The 16,813-nt window shown below is 47.3% G+C and carries 14 protein-coding genes; 1 reads left to right on the top strand and 13 read right to left on the bottom strand.

Translation table 11 applies throughout. The features are described 5' to 3' along the window. Positions 1-137: 137 nt before the first annotated feature. A complete protein-coding gene (locus HPL003_RS26725) occupies positions 138-968 on the top strand; it encodes a PPK2 family polyphosphate kinase (protein ID WP_014282946.1) in 831 nt (276 codons plus the stop codon). Positions 969-1,113: 145 nt separating this feature from the next. Here the strand turns inward: HPL003_RS26725 and crcB (HPL003_RS26730) are convergent, their stop codons facing one another. The 13 genes from crcB (HPL003_RS26730) to HPL003_RS26790 form a co-directional block, all read right to left on the bottom strand. Continuing rightward, complete coding sequence (gene crcB / locus HPL003_RS26730; RefSeq protein ID WP_014282947.1) at positions 1,114-1,470, bottom strand: fluoride efflux transporter CrcB; 357 nt, start codon at positions 1,468-1,470, stop codon at positions 1,114-1,116. A gap of 3 nt (positions 1,471-1,473) precedes the next feature. Continuing rightward, positions 1,474-1,869, bottom strand: a complete 396-nt coding sequence (gene crcB, locus HPL003_RS26735) for a fluoride efflux transporter CrcB (RefSeq protein ID WP_014282948.1) — start codon at positions 1,867-1,869, stop codon at positions 1,474-1,476. A 79-nt stretch (positions 1,870-1,948) separates the two neighbouring features. Further along, positions 1,949-3,259: a replication-associated recombination protein A gene (locus HPL003_RS26740; RefSeq protein WP_014282949.1), complete on the bottom strand. Its 1,311-nt coding sequence runs from the start codon at positions 3,257-3,259 to the stop codon at positions 1,949-1,951. A gap of 340 nt (positions 3,260-3,599) precedes the next feature. Further along, on the bottom strand, positions 3,600-5,741 hold the full coding sequence (locus HPL003_RS26745) for a HelD family protein (protein WP_014282950.1): 2,142 nt from the start codon (positions 5,739-5,741) through the stop codon (positions 3,600-3,602). A gap of 312 nt (positions 5,742-6,053) precedes the next feature. After that, entirely contained in the window at positions 6,054-6,923 is an 870-nt protein-coding gene (gene citG / locus HPL003_RS26750; protein WP_014282951.1) for a triphosphoribosyl-dephospho-CoA synthase CitG, read from the bottom strand. A 43-nt stretch (positions 6,924-6,966) separates the two neighbouring features. Next, complete coding sequence (gene citX / locus HPL003_RS26755) at positions 6,967-7,509, bottom strand: citrate lyase holo-[acyl-carrier protein] synthase (protein WP_014282952.1); 543 nt, start codon at positions 7,507-7,509, stop codon at positions 6,967-6,969. A gap of 1 nt (position 7,510) precedes the next feature. After that, on the bottom strand, positions 7,511-8,557 hold the full coding sequence (gene citC, locus HPL003_RS26760) for a [citrate (pro-3S)-lyase] ligase (RefSeq protein ID WP_014282953.1): 1,047 nt from the start codon (positions 8,555-8,557) through the stop codon (positions 7,511-7,513). 113 nt (positions 8,558-8,670) lie between these two features. Beyond that, complete coding sequence (locus HPL003_RS26765) at positions 8,671-9,843, bottom strand: NAD(P)-dependent malic enzyme (protein WP_014282954.1); 1,173 nt, start codon at positions 9,841-9,843, stop codon at positions 8,671-8,673. Positions 9,844-9,897: 54 nt separating this feature from the next. Next, positions 9,898-11,457 (bottom strand): citrate lyase subunit alpha, encoded by a 1,560-nt coding sequence (gene citF, locus HPL003_RS26770; protein ID WP_014282955.1) that lies wholly within the window; start codon positions 11,455-11,457, stop codon positions 9,898-9,900. 10 nt (positions 11,458-11,467) lie between these two features. Further along, positions 11,468-12,349 (bottom strand): citrate (pro-3S)-lyase subunit beta, encoded by an 882-nt coding sequence (citE, locus tag HPL003_RS26775; RefSeq protein WP_014282956.1) that lies wholly within the window; start codon positions 12,347-12,349, stop codon positions 11,468-11,470. Then, the gene (citD, locus tag HPL003_RS26780) at positions 12,350-12,643 is read right to left on the bottom strand and encodes a citrate lyase acyl carrier protein (protein ID WP_014282957.1); all 294 of its coding nucleotides are present in this window, start codon (positions 12,641-12,643) and stop codon (positions 12,350-12,352) included. It lies immediately after the preceding gene. A gap of 45 nt (positions 12,644-12,688) precedes the next feature. Further along, complete coding sequence (locus HPL003_RS26785; protein WP_014282958.1) at positions 12,689-14,932, bottom strand: sensor histidine kinase; 2,244 nt, start codon at positions 14,930-14,932, stop codon at positions 12,689-12,691. 190 nt (positions 14,933-15,122) lie between these two features. Further along, positions 15,123-16,472 carry a 2-hydroxycarboxylate transporter family protein gene (locus tag HPL003_RS26790; protein WP_014282959.1) on the bottom strand — a complete coding sequence of 450 codons (1,350 nt, stop codon included), beginning with the start codon at positions 16,470-16,472 and terminating at the stop codon, positions 15,123-15,125. Between the last annotated feature and the right edge of the window lie 341 nt (positions 16,473-16,813).

Consider the following 16,813-nt stretch of genomic DNA (forward strand, 5'->3'; position numbering starts at 1 on the left):
GCGTGACCAGAAAGTCAAAAATGTAGCCGTTTAGACCAAGAAAAGCCAAGATACATAAGGGATTTTTGATAATACCTCCATTTGGGTATATGATGTAGACAAGATATCATACTTCAATTGAAAAGGAGCGTGCCTCTATGTCTGATTCATTAGGAATGCTGACGCCGGGTAAGAAAGTTTCTCTGAAAGAGTGGGACCCCAAGGATACGAAGGATATCAAAAATAAAGAAGAAATTCAGCAGGAAACAGATCAATTGAAGGAACGTTTCGCGGAATTACAAAGCAAACTATTCACGGAAAAGAAGCAGGCGGTTTTGTTTGTATTTCAGGGTATGGATTGCAGCGGAAAAGATGGTGTCATCAAGCAGGTATTTTCCAATCTCAATCCGGCGGGTGTGACTGTCCACAGTTTTAAATCCCCTACATCCGAAGAATTAAGTCACGACTTCCTGTGGCGTGCCCACTGCGTAACCCCGGGGCGTGGATATATCGCGGCGTTCAACCGTTCTTATTACGAGGATGTGCTGATTACACGTGTTCACGGTCAGGTATCCGACAAGCAGGCCAAACGAAGTATTAAACATATCAAACATTTTGAACAACTGCTGCTGGATAGCGGTGTAAAGGTCGTCAAAATCTTTTTACATATTTCAAAGCAATTCCAGCTGGAAAAGCTAATCGACCGGATTGAAAAACCTCATAAAAACTGGAAACTAGATCCGAGTGATTTGCAGGAACGTAAATTTTGGAAGCAATATACCCAATATTATGAGGACGTACTCGAACTAAGTGCAACCAAGCAGGCTCCGTGGTATGTCGTTCCTTCGGATAACCGTTGGTACAGAGATTACACCGTACTGCGAATTGCCGTCCAAACGCTAGAGGAGATGAAGTTGTCCGATCCTGAACCAAGACCGGAACTGGAATCCCTTTTGCCTGAGCTCTATAAAGAACGGGATAAAAAATAACTTCGCAAGCACAGTACTCAATCAATTTTTCATTAACACACCAAATAAAAAAGCTTTCAAAACCTTACTCATGGCTGAAATGTTGGGGTAGGGATTCTGGAGGCTTTTTTTGCGTTTTACAGACTATTTTGGAGACTAATAAAGTTCAACTGATTATATATCCAACAGCCGCCGCCGCTACTCCTACTATTACGGAAGACAGCACATACACAGCTGTACGCCGATATTCGTTGCGCTCCATCAGTTGGAGAGATTCATACCCGAATGTTGAAAAGGTGGTATAGCCGCCACAAAAGCCTGTTCCTAGCAGCATCCAGAGTGCAGGAGACAGATTGTGCTGCGTAAATTCGCCGTACAACCAGCCGAGCAGCAGTGAGCCGCTGATGTTAATGATCCACGTTCCCCACGGAAATGCGGTGCCAAACCTTTTTCCAACCCACATGCCAAGTCCGTACCTCGCCAATGTACCGACCATTCCACCTGCTGCCGCCCACCAAATCATAAGCTATACCTCCTGGGGAGCAGCTTGCGTCATTTTCGTGCCCAGACGAATACCAGTCCATGTCAAAAACAGACCTCCACATACACTGAGCAACAGATACAACACAGCCGTAAGCGCATGATCATGAACCGTCAGGCGTACAGCATCCATTGCAAAGGTGGAAAAGGTTGTAAAGCCCCCAGTAAATCCTGTTCCGATGGCAAGACGCCAGCGAGGTTTGATTCGCCACGAGCGCAAGGTTACCGTGAAAAACCAACCGAGAAACAGACAGCCGATCCAATTGATTAACAGTACACCAAGTGGAAAATCGGCCCCTGCCACAGGCAGCAATGATTGTACGCCGTAACGGACAGAGGTTCCAAGCGCTCCACCCGCCCCGACGAATAGCACGTCTTTCATCTTTATATCCCCTTCTTCACTCTTGCAGTATTCATGGATGTAATAGTGGCTATACCTAATATTACACACTGCGTAAATTCTACGACTGTGAATCCCGCCACTGCTGGTTCTGTCTGATTTTTGACTCATTCCCCTGCTCAGAAGCCTGGTAAAAGGTCTGACCTGCTATCGAATCGGGCAAATATTGCTGTTTCACATAATGATTCGGATAATTGTGTGGATATTGATACCCGACATGACCGAGCTTCACCGAGCCTTTGTAATGTGCGTCGCGCAAATGCAGCGGCACCTCGGCCGATTTGATATCGTCCATAGCCGACATTGCCCGTGAAATCGCCGTATAGACGGCATTCGATTTTGGGCTTTCCACTGCGAACAAAATGGCCTGTGCAATGTTCAGCTTGGCCTCGGGCCAGCCGTTATTGCGATAGGCTTCAAGCGCACTCACCGCTTGCACCATCGCCTGCGGATTCGCCAGGCCAATATCCTCGCTGCTCGCCGCGATGAGGCGGCGGAGAAAGGTCATCGGGTCCATGCCGAGCTTCTCTACGGCGTACAGAAACCAGAACAGCGCCGCGTCGCTGGAGCCGCGAATGCTTTTGTGAAAAGCAGACAGCACGTCATACTGCGTGGACTCGTCTGCCTTGACAATCGGGCGGCGAATAGATTCCTCCGCGACTTCTAACGTCACGTGAATTGTGCCGTCTGCCAGCGGAGGCGTCGTGAGCGCCGCCAGTTCCAACGCGTTCAAGGCGCGGCGGATATCACCATTCGCCATGGACGCGATGTGGTCCAGCGCAGCTTCGTCCACCTGAAGCTGCATATAGCCGAGCCCCTTGTCCGCATCGCCCAAGGCGCGGCGCATGGCTGCCAGCGAATGCTCCTGCGTCAGCGATTCGAGCTGAAATAACGTAGAGCGGCTCAGCAAGGCGCCGTTTACGTAGTGAAAGGGGTTTTCGGTTGTGGCGCCGATAAACACGATCGTACCCTTTTCCACTGCAGGCAGCAGTGCATCCTGGCGTGAGCTGTTGAAACGATGTACCTCATCGAGAAACAGGATGGTCTTTTTTCCATACATCGATTTATTCGTTTGTGCGCGGTCAATCACTTCCCTCACGTCCTTCACAGACGCTTCCACTGCATTCAGACGGACAAATTCGCCTTGCGTGTGTTGTGAAATGATATGCGCCAGCGTCGTCTTGCCACATCCCGGCGGTCCGTACAGGAGGATCGAAGAAACCTGATCTGCCTCTATAGCTCTTCGCAGCAGCTTGCCCGGACCGACGACATGCTCCTGTCCAATATATTCATCCAGCGAAGTCGGACGCAGTCGGTCAGCAAGCAGCCGATTGCTTGGCGTCGAATCCTGGGAATATGAAAATAAGTCCATTTCATTCACTTCCTTATGGTTATATGGACGAATACCGCTTGGAAAACATTCTTGATCATATTCGCCCATACAGTTAAAAAAACTGAAAATTCAAATCATCAATTGTATTGAAACGCTATGAACCGCCTCTTATTCTACCATACCCGCAAACAAGTTGCAGATAGCATGGTCATGGCACAGCTTGTATACCTATAAGTCTACCCATACAATAAGAAAGAACAGCCCTGGAAAAATGAATTCCGCGGCTGTTCTTAGACTAGCATACTCCCCATAGTATCCACCACAAACGGTGAACAGTAACTTAAGTTAGGACACAAGTGATTTTTACAGTGTGTTCCCCCTACTCCGGCTGCTTCTGCACATAGCTTGGAAGCTTACCGTCATGCATGAGCCACAGCTCATGCAGCGCACGGGTACAGCCCACATACAGCAGCTTGGCATCCCATGCCAGCTCTCCATAATGTTCTCGGTCGGCATCCGCTACAATGACTGCGTCGAACTCCAGTCCTTTGGACAGGTATACAGGCAGCACGGACAATCCGCCTTCGTATTGCTTTTTACCGCCGTCAATCAGATTCACATCTAACCCTGCATTTGTAAAAGCTTCATGCAGCTCCACTGCCTCCTTCAAGGTACGTGTCAGCACAGATACAGTACGGTATTCCTTGGAAGAAAGCTCTTGCAGAGCGGTCAGCAAACTCTGTTCACGTCCCGATGTACCGTATGGCAGTGTACGCACCGGATCGCCGCTACGGAATACCGGAACTGCCGTAATGCCGCCGCGAACCCCCTGCTCCAAAATCGTATTTGCAAACTCTATAATTTCCAGCGTAGATCTGTAGCTTCGGGTAAGTGCAAAATACCCCGTATGTTCCGGTGCAAAAAGAGAGCTCATTTCCTCCCACGCATGTACGCCACGATATTCATGAATCCCCTGCGACAAATCGCCCAATATCGTGAAGGAATGTCCTTTTACGAACAAATCCAGCAAAGTGATATGAAAAGGTGAGAAATCCTGCGCTTCATCAATAACCACATGGTCAAAACGCTGAGACGATTCCACCTCATGAATCAGCACATGAAGATATACCAAGGCAGTAAGATCCTCTTCGCGGATAATCTGTTTACGCAGGTCCGACTGTGTGGCCTTAAAAATAGCAGCAGGCAAAGAAGCCTTCAGCTCCGCAGCCGTGTCTGCAGGTAATCCTTTAGCTGCCTGAAAAAGCTGCTTGTAAAGCGTCAGTGCGTCGTATTGGGGCCATTTTTTAGCATATGCCTTTTCCCGGGGCCCCGATTTTTTCTTGCGTTCCTTGAGCGCAGCCGCCGAGGGCGACTTTTTCAGCTCCATTTCAATCCAGCGGTGGACTCTTGCAAGCACACGCTCTTTTCGCTTCGCGAGCGGATAGGGCTTGTATTCCTCATTGAACCAGTTCAAAATCTCAGCTCGCGGGAGCACCGCCCCATCCCATGGTGAAAAATCTCCCTCCGGCACCGAGACAGGCTCCAGCCGCTCCACAAAAGCTTGAAGCAGCTTCATAAAGTGAATCGAACCTTTGAATCGTCCTGGCGCCTCATCCATTGATTCCGTTCTCAGACTACCACTCTCAAACCAATAAGCCAACGTTTCAGCAGGATCAGCTAAAGGTAAATCAAGCCCCAACAAATGAAGCGCCCAGTCCGTAAATGTACTTTGCTGAATATTTCCGACCCCTAGCTCTGGAAGTACATCTGAAATATAATCGAGAAACATATGGTTTGGTGCAAAAATAACCATCTTGTCCGCCGATACTTGCTCCTTGTATTGATACAGCAAAAATGCGAGACGATGCAGCGCTACCGTCGTCTTGCCACTACCCGCTACCCCTTGAATAACGAGGGCTGTATTTTTAGCCGCACGGATAATTTGATCCTGCTCTGCCTGAATCGTAGATACGATATCCCGCAATCGGTTATCCTTGTTCTCTCCCAGACGATAGACGAGAAATTCATCGGAAACCGCAGGCTCGTCGCTTTCACGATTGTACGTATCGGCCACCCGTTCCAGTATTCTTTTACGAATGACAACGTTTCGCTTTAGATACACCAAGCCCTCAATCGTTCCCTCAGGAGCTTCGTAGGACGCGATTTCTTCACCGCCTGTAAAAGAATAAAACAAGCTGGCAATCGGCGCGCGCCAATCAATCACAAGCGGATACGCAGACGCTTCCTCGCGCTCCACCCCGATTTTGCCGATGTAGAGCGGCTTACGCTGTCCCCTGCCACGTTCGTCAAAATCCATACGTCCAAAATAAGGCTCCTGCGCACTTTTGGCCAAAGCCTGACGTTTTTCCTCCCGCCCGGATTCCAGCACCTGCTCCGTAAAATCATGTCCCGTGTACACCGGCGTATTGCGAAGCCGTTCCAATCTGCGATCAATTTCCTCCATAGCAAGCGACAGCCTGTGCTGTTCTTCTTGATAGGCACTTTGAAACCCGTTCTCCATTTCAGTTACCTCCTAAGAATATCAAGTCTCGATTTCTGCATCCCATTTACTTGCTCTGACACAAAAAAAGGAAAGTAAGCGTAACACATTAAACCCCAAAAATCCAACTTTATTTTCTTAATTACACTAATCCTCTAAAAACCCAAGGCTCACTTCTACACAGCCTCATAGCAGCGACGCCACTCCGTTAGGGTTGTTTTGCATATGCCGTATTTGTTGCTTTGGCATAAAAAACACCCCTTACAGCAGTAGGTTTTATGAATTAACCTGTCTGTTGTAAGGGGAACATATCGGCTATAAACCGCATTGCCGTTATATTGCAGGTGGCGCTAGACATAAATTTTCCAACATGATTGTGACTGCCAGTAAATCAGCGGAGCCACCAGGACTAACATTTTTTTGCACAAAATCATCGTTCATTTGATGAATCATGGCGGCACCTCTCTCTGACAAGATACCGCCCGCCTCTAGCGCCTGCTTGGCATATTGCTGGACATAGGTTAGCATCTCCCGATCGTGTCTACCAACGACATTCGTATCTTCGTTGACAGCCATCAATTGTAGCAGGGTTTGAACACAGATATCATTCACATGATATCGTTGTGATGACTTCAACTCACGATAGACGGGCAGAGCATACGCTCGCACAGTGGGAAAGCCTGCTTCCACCTCACCACGTATACCCGTCATGCCCCACTCTCTATACAACCGTTCGCCGACCGTTAAGCCTGTTGATTTTTTCAGAGACGCAAGCTCACTCGCACATAAACCTTTGGTCATCTGAGCAATGGTCTCACAAATGATTTGTTCATCCAGCCTGCCAGCAGATGCTCGTGTCGTACAACAATACGCAGCAGCAGCACAAATAATTCCTAGCGAAAAAATAAGACCTTTATGTGTGTTCACTCCACCTGTTGCGGCAAACATAGCCTGTTCGGCTTCCTGTCCCAAGGGACGTAGATTCGCAAATAGTACACGAAGATCCTCTCCATGAAGGGAAGCTCCCGCTTTTGAACATCTTTCAAAATAGCCGGAAAGTGCAGCCGCACTAGACATAAACGTAAAGAAGTCCATATCCTTGTGAGCACCACGATTAAACCGGTCTACCAGTCCCGGCTTGGGGCTGGCGGAGACCTCTGTTAGCAGCGCAAGGACAGCCTGTTGACCAAGAGAAATGGCCATACTAACAACCTTCTTCCCTGGATTTTTTAATGATGATGAACGATCATGCTCGTTTGACTACTTGCTGGTTTCGCGTATAGCTGTCCACCAGTGCTTTGATAGCTTCCAGCAATTCGGGAAGTGCATGTGCTCTACTCCGTCCACAACCATGCGCAGCCTGCGAGCACATGAGACATTTTCGTCCGCCCAAGCCAAGTTCATCTCTGGAGATTGCCCTTCCATGGGGTCCAATCACATCCAGATCCAGTAATCTTCCTAGTGGATGCCCATCTTCAATCGCAATGACCAACTTTTTCAATATTCGTGAGTCTGCCTGAACGGCAACATATGCTTCCGGGCCTGTCTGCAGATCATACGCTTCACTGTGCAGCGGTGTCATTTGGTTCACCGCCAGCTGACTCGTCAAGATACGATAGCCTTCTTGAAAAACGTATTTACTAGTTGGAGAGGACTTCTGTGGTCCCGGGATATTGATCGTCATGCTGATCAGAGGTACCGCGTACCTGCTGATCAGTTGTCTTTGTTTATCTGCCCGGTTTTCACGTGCCTGTAGCATTTCTTCAAGGGTCACCTCATACGAATACATATCATGACATCTCCCTGATACGCCTGATGATTTCTTCAGCTTCCACTGACAATAAAAACTGATAGGTCGTGTCCGGTACAAGCTGCTTCACTTTATCCATTTGCCCCAGACGGATATATTTGCGGACCGCAGAGGCGCTGATTGCGTCCCCTTCCCATAGCAGTCGCGGTATTTCCTCTACGTCGATTCCAACGGAAGGCAGTAATTTTTTCATGATCGTGTTGTACCTGCGGGTCAAGACACAGCTTGGCTCCTCACCGATATATCGTTTTTGAATATTTAGCAACGGAGCTATATACTGGCTAAATATTTTTAAATCTAGTGATATATGCGTACTTGCTGCCTCTTCATCATTTTTGAGGAAGTAAGAAGGAAACGTTGCGCTCGAGATGATATAGTCTTTGCCTTTGTGCAAGACCACATTGGCCAAATGTCTCACGCCTTCTTCCACAAGACTGTATCTGGCATCTGATGGAAAAATGGATCGGTCCTCCCAGACTACAAAAAGATGTACCTTTTCCCAAACCGCCGCTGCATGCTCGATTAAGTGCAAATGTCCAAGTGTGAATGGATTACAGTTCATAACAATCGCAGCCGAAGGTACGAGATCGCCCGATTCCTGCAAAAGCTCTTGCTGATACTGCCTGACACCATCCCATCGGTTTTCCAACAAGACAGCCTTGGAGGATTCCTCCACGATTGGATAAAAGCCGAGATCCTTGAAAATGTGTTTATTTGCTGGTTTTGTATAAATAAACAGGTGAGCTCTTCCCCGCCTGTATTCTTCATTTACTAAATGGCTAACGATTTGTGCCGATAGCCCCTGGTCTTTATAAGCTTCATCCACAGCAATGCACTTCAGTACACTGCCTGAAAAGGAACCCGTAGCGGCAATGTCGCTGCCATCTACAATTTCCATCGTATATTCCATTTGATCGTCTATTCTAAGACCTTGGCGCTTGAGGAAATCGCGAAGCTTTCTTTGAGCGTCTTCAGAGCTTGGATTTAAAATCTCTTCACGCAAATGTTCCATCCACATAGCCATCATAATCACCGTTTTCCTGCATGAAAGTCAGAATAAGCAGAATGACGCATCCCACACTCTGCAAGCGAAAGGATAGGATGCGCATTCTGTTTATTTGTTCTGAGAAGACAATGTCTTTATTTTCTTACAACGCCGCTTTGTTCTGCGACGATTTTTACTGCTTTACTAACTGCTGCACTTACTCTTTTGTCAATCGCATCTGGAACGATATAGGTATCATCAAGCTCCTCGTCTGTTACCAGATCTGCAATGCTTGTGGCTGCCGCTAATTTCATTTCCATCGTGATGTCCGTGGCTTTGGCATCAAACGCGCCTCTGAAAATACCGGGGAATGCCAGCAGGTTATTGATTTGGTTGTGAAAATCCGATCTGCCGGTCGCTACAATTCTTGCTCCGCCTTTGTGTGCTTCCTCCGGCAAAATTTCTGGAATTGGATTGGCAAGGGCAAAAATGATGCTTTCATTGCTCATGGTTTGCACCATTTCTTTGGTCATCACATCTGCAACCGATAAGCCGATAAAGATGTCCTTACCTTTGATGACTTCTGCAAGGCTGCCTGTTTCTTTATCACGATTCGTCAGCTTGGCGATTTGCTGCTGAGGTTCATTGAGAGAGGTGTCGCCTTCGACCAAGGCACCATTGATATCGCATAGAACCATGCGGTTCGCTCCTGCAGCAAGCAATAGCTTGGCGGTGGCAATACCCGAAGCTCCTGCTCCATTGATGAGGATGCGCACATCCTCCATTTTTTTGCCCACAAGTTTCAAGGCATTACATAACCCTGCAAGCACAGCAACTGCCGTTCCATGCTGATCATCATGATAAACCGGAATGTTCAGTTTTTCTTTTAATTTGTCTTCAATATAGAAGCATTCTGGCGCCTTGATGTCTTCAAGATGAATGCCTCCAAAGCCTGGAGCGATCACTTCAACCGTGCGCACAAACTCGTCTGGATCAGTGCTGTCGATACAGATAGGGTACGCATTCACCCCGCCAAATTCTTTGAGCAACAAGGCCTTGCCCTCAATGACAGGCAGCCCTGCCTCAGGGCCAATATCCCCCAGACCCAGCACGGCTGTCCCATTCGTCAGAATCGCCACGGTGCTCCCTTTAATCGTGTATTCATAGGCTTTGCTCTTATCTTTAGCGATTTCCTTGCATGGCTCGGCAACGCCAGGTGTATAAGCTATCGCTAAATCCTCTTTACTAACGACCGGTACTGTCCCTGTAATCTCCAGCTTACCATTTCTTACGCGGTGTGCCTGTAAGGCGGCTTCTTTTATACTCATAAGTTTGTTTGTACTGAGCAGCTGCTCAATACTTCCTCCTCTTGGTTTATAATTTTAGCGTCCTTGTTTCACTTGACGAATGACATCAATTACGGAACCATCACGATATTTGATCACACCCACAATTTTATCTTCCCATTGAATCGGCTCTGGTTTGCCGACAATCCGCGTAGCCTTCTCTTGCAACTCTTCGATCGTGAAGACAGGTAGCTTGGCGGCTTTGAAGCCAGCCAGGAGATCCTGGCGGAGAGGGTTCACAGCGATGCCCTGATCGGTAACCAGTACGTCAACCGTATGACCTGGTGTGATAATGGTATTTACACGATCAAGAATGGCAGGCATTCTTCCGCGAATCAGCGGAGCGACGATGATGGATACTGCAGCGCCTGCGGCAGTGTCGCAGTGTCCGCCGGAAGCTCCACGGATGACCCCATCGGACCCGGTAATTACGTTCACATTAAAATTCAGATCAATCTCCAGCGCACTCAACACAACAACATCCAGTTGGTGAGCAGCGCAGCCTATATTTTCAGGGCTTGCATAATATTCCGCACTAATTTGTTGATGGAATTTGTTCTTTCTCAGCGATTCTACGGCACGCAGGTCGAAGCTCTGCACGTCCAAAAGCTTTTCAATCAATCCTTCTTCATGCAGGTCAACGATTTGTTGGGTAATACCCCCCAGCGCAAAGCTTGCTTTGATATTGGCGGCAAGCATTTTTTCCCGCAGAAATCTGGTCGTTGCAAGCGCAGCACCCCCGGAGCCGGTTTGCAATGAGAATCCATCCACGAAATATCCGGATGCTTCAATCACATCTGCCGCGTTTTTGGCAATTAACAGTTCCTTCGGATTCTTCGTGTAACGGGTAGCCCCTGAGACAATCCCTTTCTGATCACCGATGCGATCCACGACGACCACATAATCCACCTGGGTTTCAGGAATGGCGAATGGAGTGTTCGGATAGGAGACCAAATTGTCCGTGATTATCACAACATTGCGCGCATACTGTGCATCTACCATGGCATAACCCAGGGAGCCGCATGCCGATGGAGCTTCGTTTACGCTGGAAGTTCCGTTTGCATTGCCGTATGCATCACAAGAAGGAGCACCCAAAAAGGCTACGTCAATCGGGCATTCCCCTGATGCAATCGCTCTTGCGCGACCTCCGTGAGAGTTAATTGTCACCGGAATATCAAACCATCCGTAGGAATATGCCTGAGCCAGCTCGCCTCTAAGGCCACTGGTCTCGATTCTGCGGATGACACCGTTTCGCACATGCTCTACCAACGGCGCATGAATATCCGTCAAGGAACTGGCTGCCAGGACGAGATCACGAATACCCATTTTGGCGATTTGATCCATAACCATATTCAAGATAAAGTCCCCGTTGCGGAAATGGTGGTGGAACGAGATCGTCATCCCATTACGCAAGCCTGTAGCTTCAATGGCTTTCTCCATCGAATCCATGATTTTGTTTTTGGCAGGATTTTGCTGGCGGTCTTTTAACCGCTCTGTATTTTTAAATTGCCCGTAAGTCGATTTGCGATCAAAGGGAGTTATCCCATCAAGTCCCTCAATAGCTAGAGGAATTTCTCTCCCAGCACCGTTTAGCATAACATCCACCTTACTCTACGTTTATTTTTGCCGCTTCCGCCAGGTCAAGTATTCTACGTGCACGTTCTACAATCGGACGGTCAATCATTTTACCGTCGAGACTGATCACACCTGAGCCTTTGGCCTCCGCTTCGAGACTGGCTTCAATGATCCGCTTTGATTTTTTGATCTCTGCTTCTGTTGGCGTATAGATGCGGTTTACAATCTCGATCTGACGTGGGTTAATAATGGATTTGCCATCAAAGCCCAGCTGTTTGATCAGCTTCACCTCGCTCGCAAAGCCTTCCTCATTATTTACATCCGAGTAGACTGTATCGACAGCAGCAATGCCAGCAGCTCTTGCCGCAAATAATATAAGGCTTCGTGCTGTCAATAGCTCAATGCCTTCTGGCGAGCGCGTTGTCTTCAGGTCTGTGACAAAATCCTCCGCTCCAATGGCGATGCCGATCAGCCGCTTGCTGGCAACTGCAATTTGCGCCGCATTCAATGCGCCCTTGCCACTCTCAACCGCTGCAAAAAGCTTGATTGTCCCATGCTCCATGCCGATCTTTTGTTCAATTTCGGTAATCAATTCATCCGCCTCAATCACGTCATCGGCGGTCTCCGTTTTCGGCAATCGAATGGCAGTTGGCTGCGCTCGTACAATCGCTTCAAAATCGTCTCTGCCATACGGCGTATTGAGTGGGTTGACCCTGACCAGCACCTCGATGCCCCCGAAATCAAAGGTTTTCAGCGCCTGGTACACCAGCAAACGTGCCGCATCTTTTTCGTATAGGGAAACGGAATCCTCAAGGTCGATCATAATCGAATCTGCCCCATAGATATGAGCGTCCCGGATCATCCCTGGGTTATTCCCTGGAACATACAACATGGTCCTTCTCAGCTTCTGCATCTATTCCGCCTCCCATGGTCGGCAGTCGCCGTCGACCACTCTGCTTACGGCTGTCATTACTCTAGCCTTAATGGCGCAATCCAGTGCGCCTTTATCATTCGCGCGGACATATGCATGTTCAATGCCCATTCCTTGTAATGTTTCGAGAATCACTTTGCGAATCTGGTTCCCGAACTGATTCTCTACGGTACTTTTCAACTCGATTTCAATACCTTTCGTCCCGTTCGGCTCGATGGAAATCGTAATATCGCTTGATTCCAGTGTACCGGCCATGCCTACTTGCTGAATAATCAATGTCTACACCTCTTTTGCCAATTGGATGGTAGATACTCCCCATCTTCAGGATTGCAGAACCTTATAAATCATTTGTGCCATATCTGAACCTGCTACAGGCTTACACATGTATTCATCAATGATCAATCTCTCCTTGTATGCCACCACATGATCCTCGACATAACCGGTAATCAGGATGATCTTCATACTTGGGTTGATTACCTTGATACGTTCAGCCAATTCCGTACCAGTCAGATAAGGCATTGCCTGATCCGTAATGACCAGATCGTAATGGTTTGGAGACTTTTCAAACCGCTGCAATGCTTCCACACTGTCTGATTCTGTCTCAACATAGAAACCATACGATTCCAGTCCTCTTCTCATCGCTTTCAATACGCGCTGTTTATCATCGACCAAAAGAATGCGCTTTTGTTCCGTAAACACAGGGTTCATATTGATCTCTGTCTCTTTTGCTACAAACTCCGTTTTCGGCAGATACACCGTAAACGCACTCCCCTTGCCCAGCTCCGAATCCACGGTAATAAATCCTTGATGTTTTTCGAGAATGCTTTGGACGATATACAATCCAAGCCCCGTACCCTCTCCTGCCGGTTTGGTTGTGAAAAAAGGATCAAAGATTTTCTGCAAGGTGTCGTCACTCATCCCTCTACCCGTATCCGAGACAGATAAAGTAACGTAATCGCTGACTTCCAGGACGTTCTCGCGGATTTTTTTTACCTCTTGCAAGGGAATGGTATCCAATATGATTTTTAGTTCGCCACCGGCAGTTTTCATTGCTTGATAGGCATTGTTGCACAGATTCATAATGACTTGATGGATCTGTACTTTATTTGCAAAAATAACGGCTGAATCTACCCGTTTATTGAACACAGCACTCACTTTGGGCGAGAGGAAGGATTTTATGAGTCCCAGTGCCTCTTCGACCTGCTCTTCAACTTTGACCGGAGCGTTTTTCTTGACCTTTCCACTCTCCAGCCGGCTCAATAGCAGGATTTCCTCGATGATCACTCTTGCTTTCTCGGAAGCATCATAAATCTCACTGACATAATCATAAATTTCTTCAGTAGGATCTATACTGCTAAGCATGATTTCTGCATAGCCTCTGATAGGAGTCAGAAAATTATTGAAATCATGGGCGATTTCCCCTGATAGCGTGCCAATCAACTGTAGCTTCTGCGAGTGCTGTAATTGTAGATCCTTTTTTCTCAGCAGCTCGTTTTTGTTATTCAGTTCCCGCAAATACCTCGTCTCGTATTCCAGAGCCTCTTTATTTTTCTTCGTCCTCATGATGATATAAACGGCACAAGCCAGCGTCAGGACGATCATTGAAAAAATCTCAATGGTTTTAATTCGATTCTGTGCAATCGGCTCTCTGACATCATCGTAGTTCATGGCGGCGGCAACCACCCAAAACGAGTCACCGAGATGAACACGGGAAAATGCCTCAATCTTTTTCGTCTTGGTATAGAATTTGTCGCCCCACCAGTACGAATGGTAGAAAGCTGAGCCTTGTTCCTGAGTAAGCTGCATTTTGAACAGTTTCTCCAGGTCGCGGTAATCAAGCCCCGGGTATTTGGCTTTCATCGCTGATAGCGATAACCCGATATTTTCTTCGCTTGGGTGCATGAGATAGTGGCCTTGCTGATCCTTGACGTGGATATAACCTTTGGTCCCCACGCGAATCGGCTTCAACAGCTTCTCATACACAGCGTTCAGATTTACCACACTGATGAGCGCGCCTTGAAATTTCCCATCGAGATAAACAGGCTGGAACAGATGCACAATATAGTGGCCTTGCTTCTCCAGCTTGGCACTTGCGATGAACGGTTTTTTTTCTCGCAGCACCCTTTGAATATCATCCTTGATTAATTCATAGGCTTTCATCGCATCCGTACGATTGCGCTTGGGTAAAGTGTGTACCACTCTCCCTTCCAGATTCACCTGGCTAATCCGATAAATGCTATCTTTTTTGGCGGTATAATAAGCAGATAGGTTTTCGTCAATCACAGTTTCATTCTTATTTGCTATAGCGAGCGACATCTGCCGGTTGCCTGCCAATATTTGCAGCGTGTGCATCTGTTCGTCGAAAAATGATTCAATAGACGTGCTGTTTAGCTTGGCAATCGTTAGCAATTGTTCCTGCTGCTGTTCAATTACGGTACGTTCTCCGTCCATATACGAGCCGTAGGCCATCCACAGCAGAACTAGAAAAGAAATCGGAAGCGCTAGCATCGTGATGAATGAAAAATGGCTTCGATAATGAAACAGTATCTCTCGTTGAAATCTCATCCTGCTTTACCATCTCCATCGAGCTAGTAGCCCATCATTCCCTATCCCTAGTGCTAGGGACTAGTTCGCTTCCGATTATATCAGTCATTCACGTTCGTCTACTAAATGGTGTCTCAAGACAACTTCATTGTAATGACAAGATCTTAAAGTATCCTGTCAAATTATTAATTTTTTTTAAGATTTCACTATCTTAATGTGTAAGGTATCGCAGCAGGAAAATAGCAAGTGTTACCGTTGCTGCACCACCGAGACGTGTAGATACCTGGGCAAATGGCATGAGTACCATTCTATCGGCTGCAGAGAGAATCGCAACATCCCCTGTTCCGCCTTGGCTGCATCGGGTAGAAGTAATAATCGCAGCTTCAACCGGATACATTTTCATCCATTTACCCGCAAAATATCCACTCGCAACCACGGTCAATACAGTTACAAAAATGGTGATGAAATAAGCAGGGCTAATTACAGAAATCAGTGCCTCCCATGGTGTTTTAGCGACACCTACCGCAAGCAGGAGCGGGTACGTTACGGCGATCACAAAGAAACGTTGCATCTGTTGCGCTCCGTCTTCAAGGAATTTAGGCAACCAGCCAAAATATTTGGCCAGGAATGCCGCAAAGAGCATTACGATCGGACCAGGCAGGCCAACTAACTCAGCGGCTAAGGTTCCTACCATGAAGAATGCGATAGCTAAAATGGCTCCGGCTGCCATTTGATATAGATCAAGCGGTTTTTTGTTTTTATCCTCTGCAAGTCCCAAAACATCGCTATCCCCTGTTTTGAGCAGCGTGCCGTTACCGGTAAGTTCTGGTTTTCTATCCCCCAGTTTTTTCAACAAGCCGGACAGGATAATAGCACACAAGCTACCCAACATGACCGCAGGAATAACCATGGCAAATTGTTCACCTTGGGTTGAACCTAAAATTTGGGCGTAGCCGATAGAGAGTGGAATCGCCCCTTCACCAACGCCTCCTGCCATGATAGGAACAAGGATGTAAAACAAGGTATCATACGCAGGGATTCCCAAAGCCACACCGGTAAGCAAACCGACGCCTGTTCCGAGAATGGAGCCGATCGTCAAAGGGACAGCCAATCTCACGACCGCTTTTATCATGAGTTCCCGGTTCATGCCAAGGATACTGCCAGCGATAACAATTGCGATGTACACATACAGGAAATTGGTATTATCCATAAAGACAGTAACGGAATCAATTGCTGACTGCGGGAGAAGATGAGCATACACCATGTAAGATGGAACAAACGTTGCCATAATGGCAGCACCACCGATATCCTTCAGAATCGGAATTCGCTTTCCGATTTCCGCCAGAATAAAGCCATACAACACCATGACAGATACAGCCCCAGGCATATCACTATCGAGCTTTCCAGAGTTCATCAGCAAGTAGATAACAGCCATAAACGGGATGTAAAGACCTGCAGGAATGACCCCTCCAATCTTGTAATTCAACACCTTTTGCCATTTGGACTCTGTTCGTGGCTGTAGCTTAAGCTCTGCGGCTTCTTGTAGATGATTAGTAACCACTTGATCGCCTCCTAGATGATCAATCTGCGTTTTATCCTCGAATCAATCACTAGTCCAGGGGTTTACAAGACTTTGTAGTAAAACGTTTTCAATGGATGATTCGAGATAACTAAATTGTAAAAAGAAAATCTTAAAGTATTCTGATTAATCCTTAAATGTTTTTAAGAACCATGTGACAAAAATATGTCAGCGCTTTCAATGTGTTTGAGGTAGGCTAAAAGATCTCGACGAGCATGACAAACTCACCGCAGCGGAGAATGTGTTCGTTGGATAGAGAAATAATCAGCCATAGAAAAAAAGCCCCCCGGGTCCATCGGCGCGCTTTCAAGAGAACGTATGTA

The sequence above is a fragment of the Paenibacillus terrae HPL-003 genome (assembly GCF_000235585.1).
Lineage (GTDB): Bacteria > Bacillota > Bacilli > Paenibacillales > Paenibacillaceae > Paenibacillus > Paenibacillus terrae_B.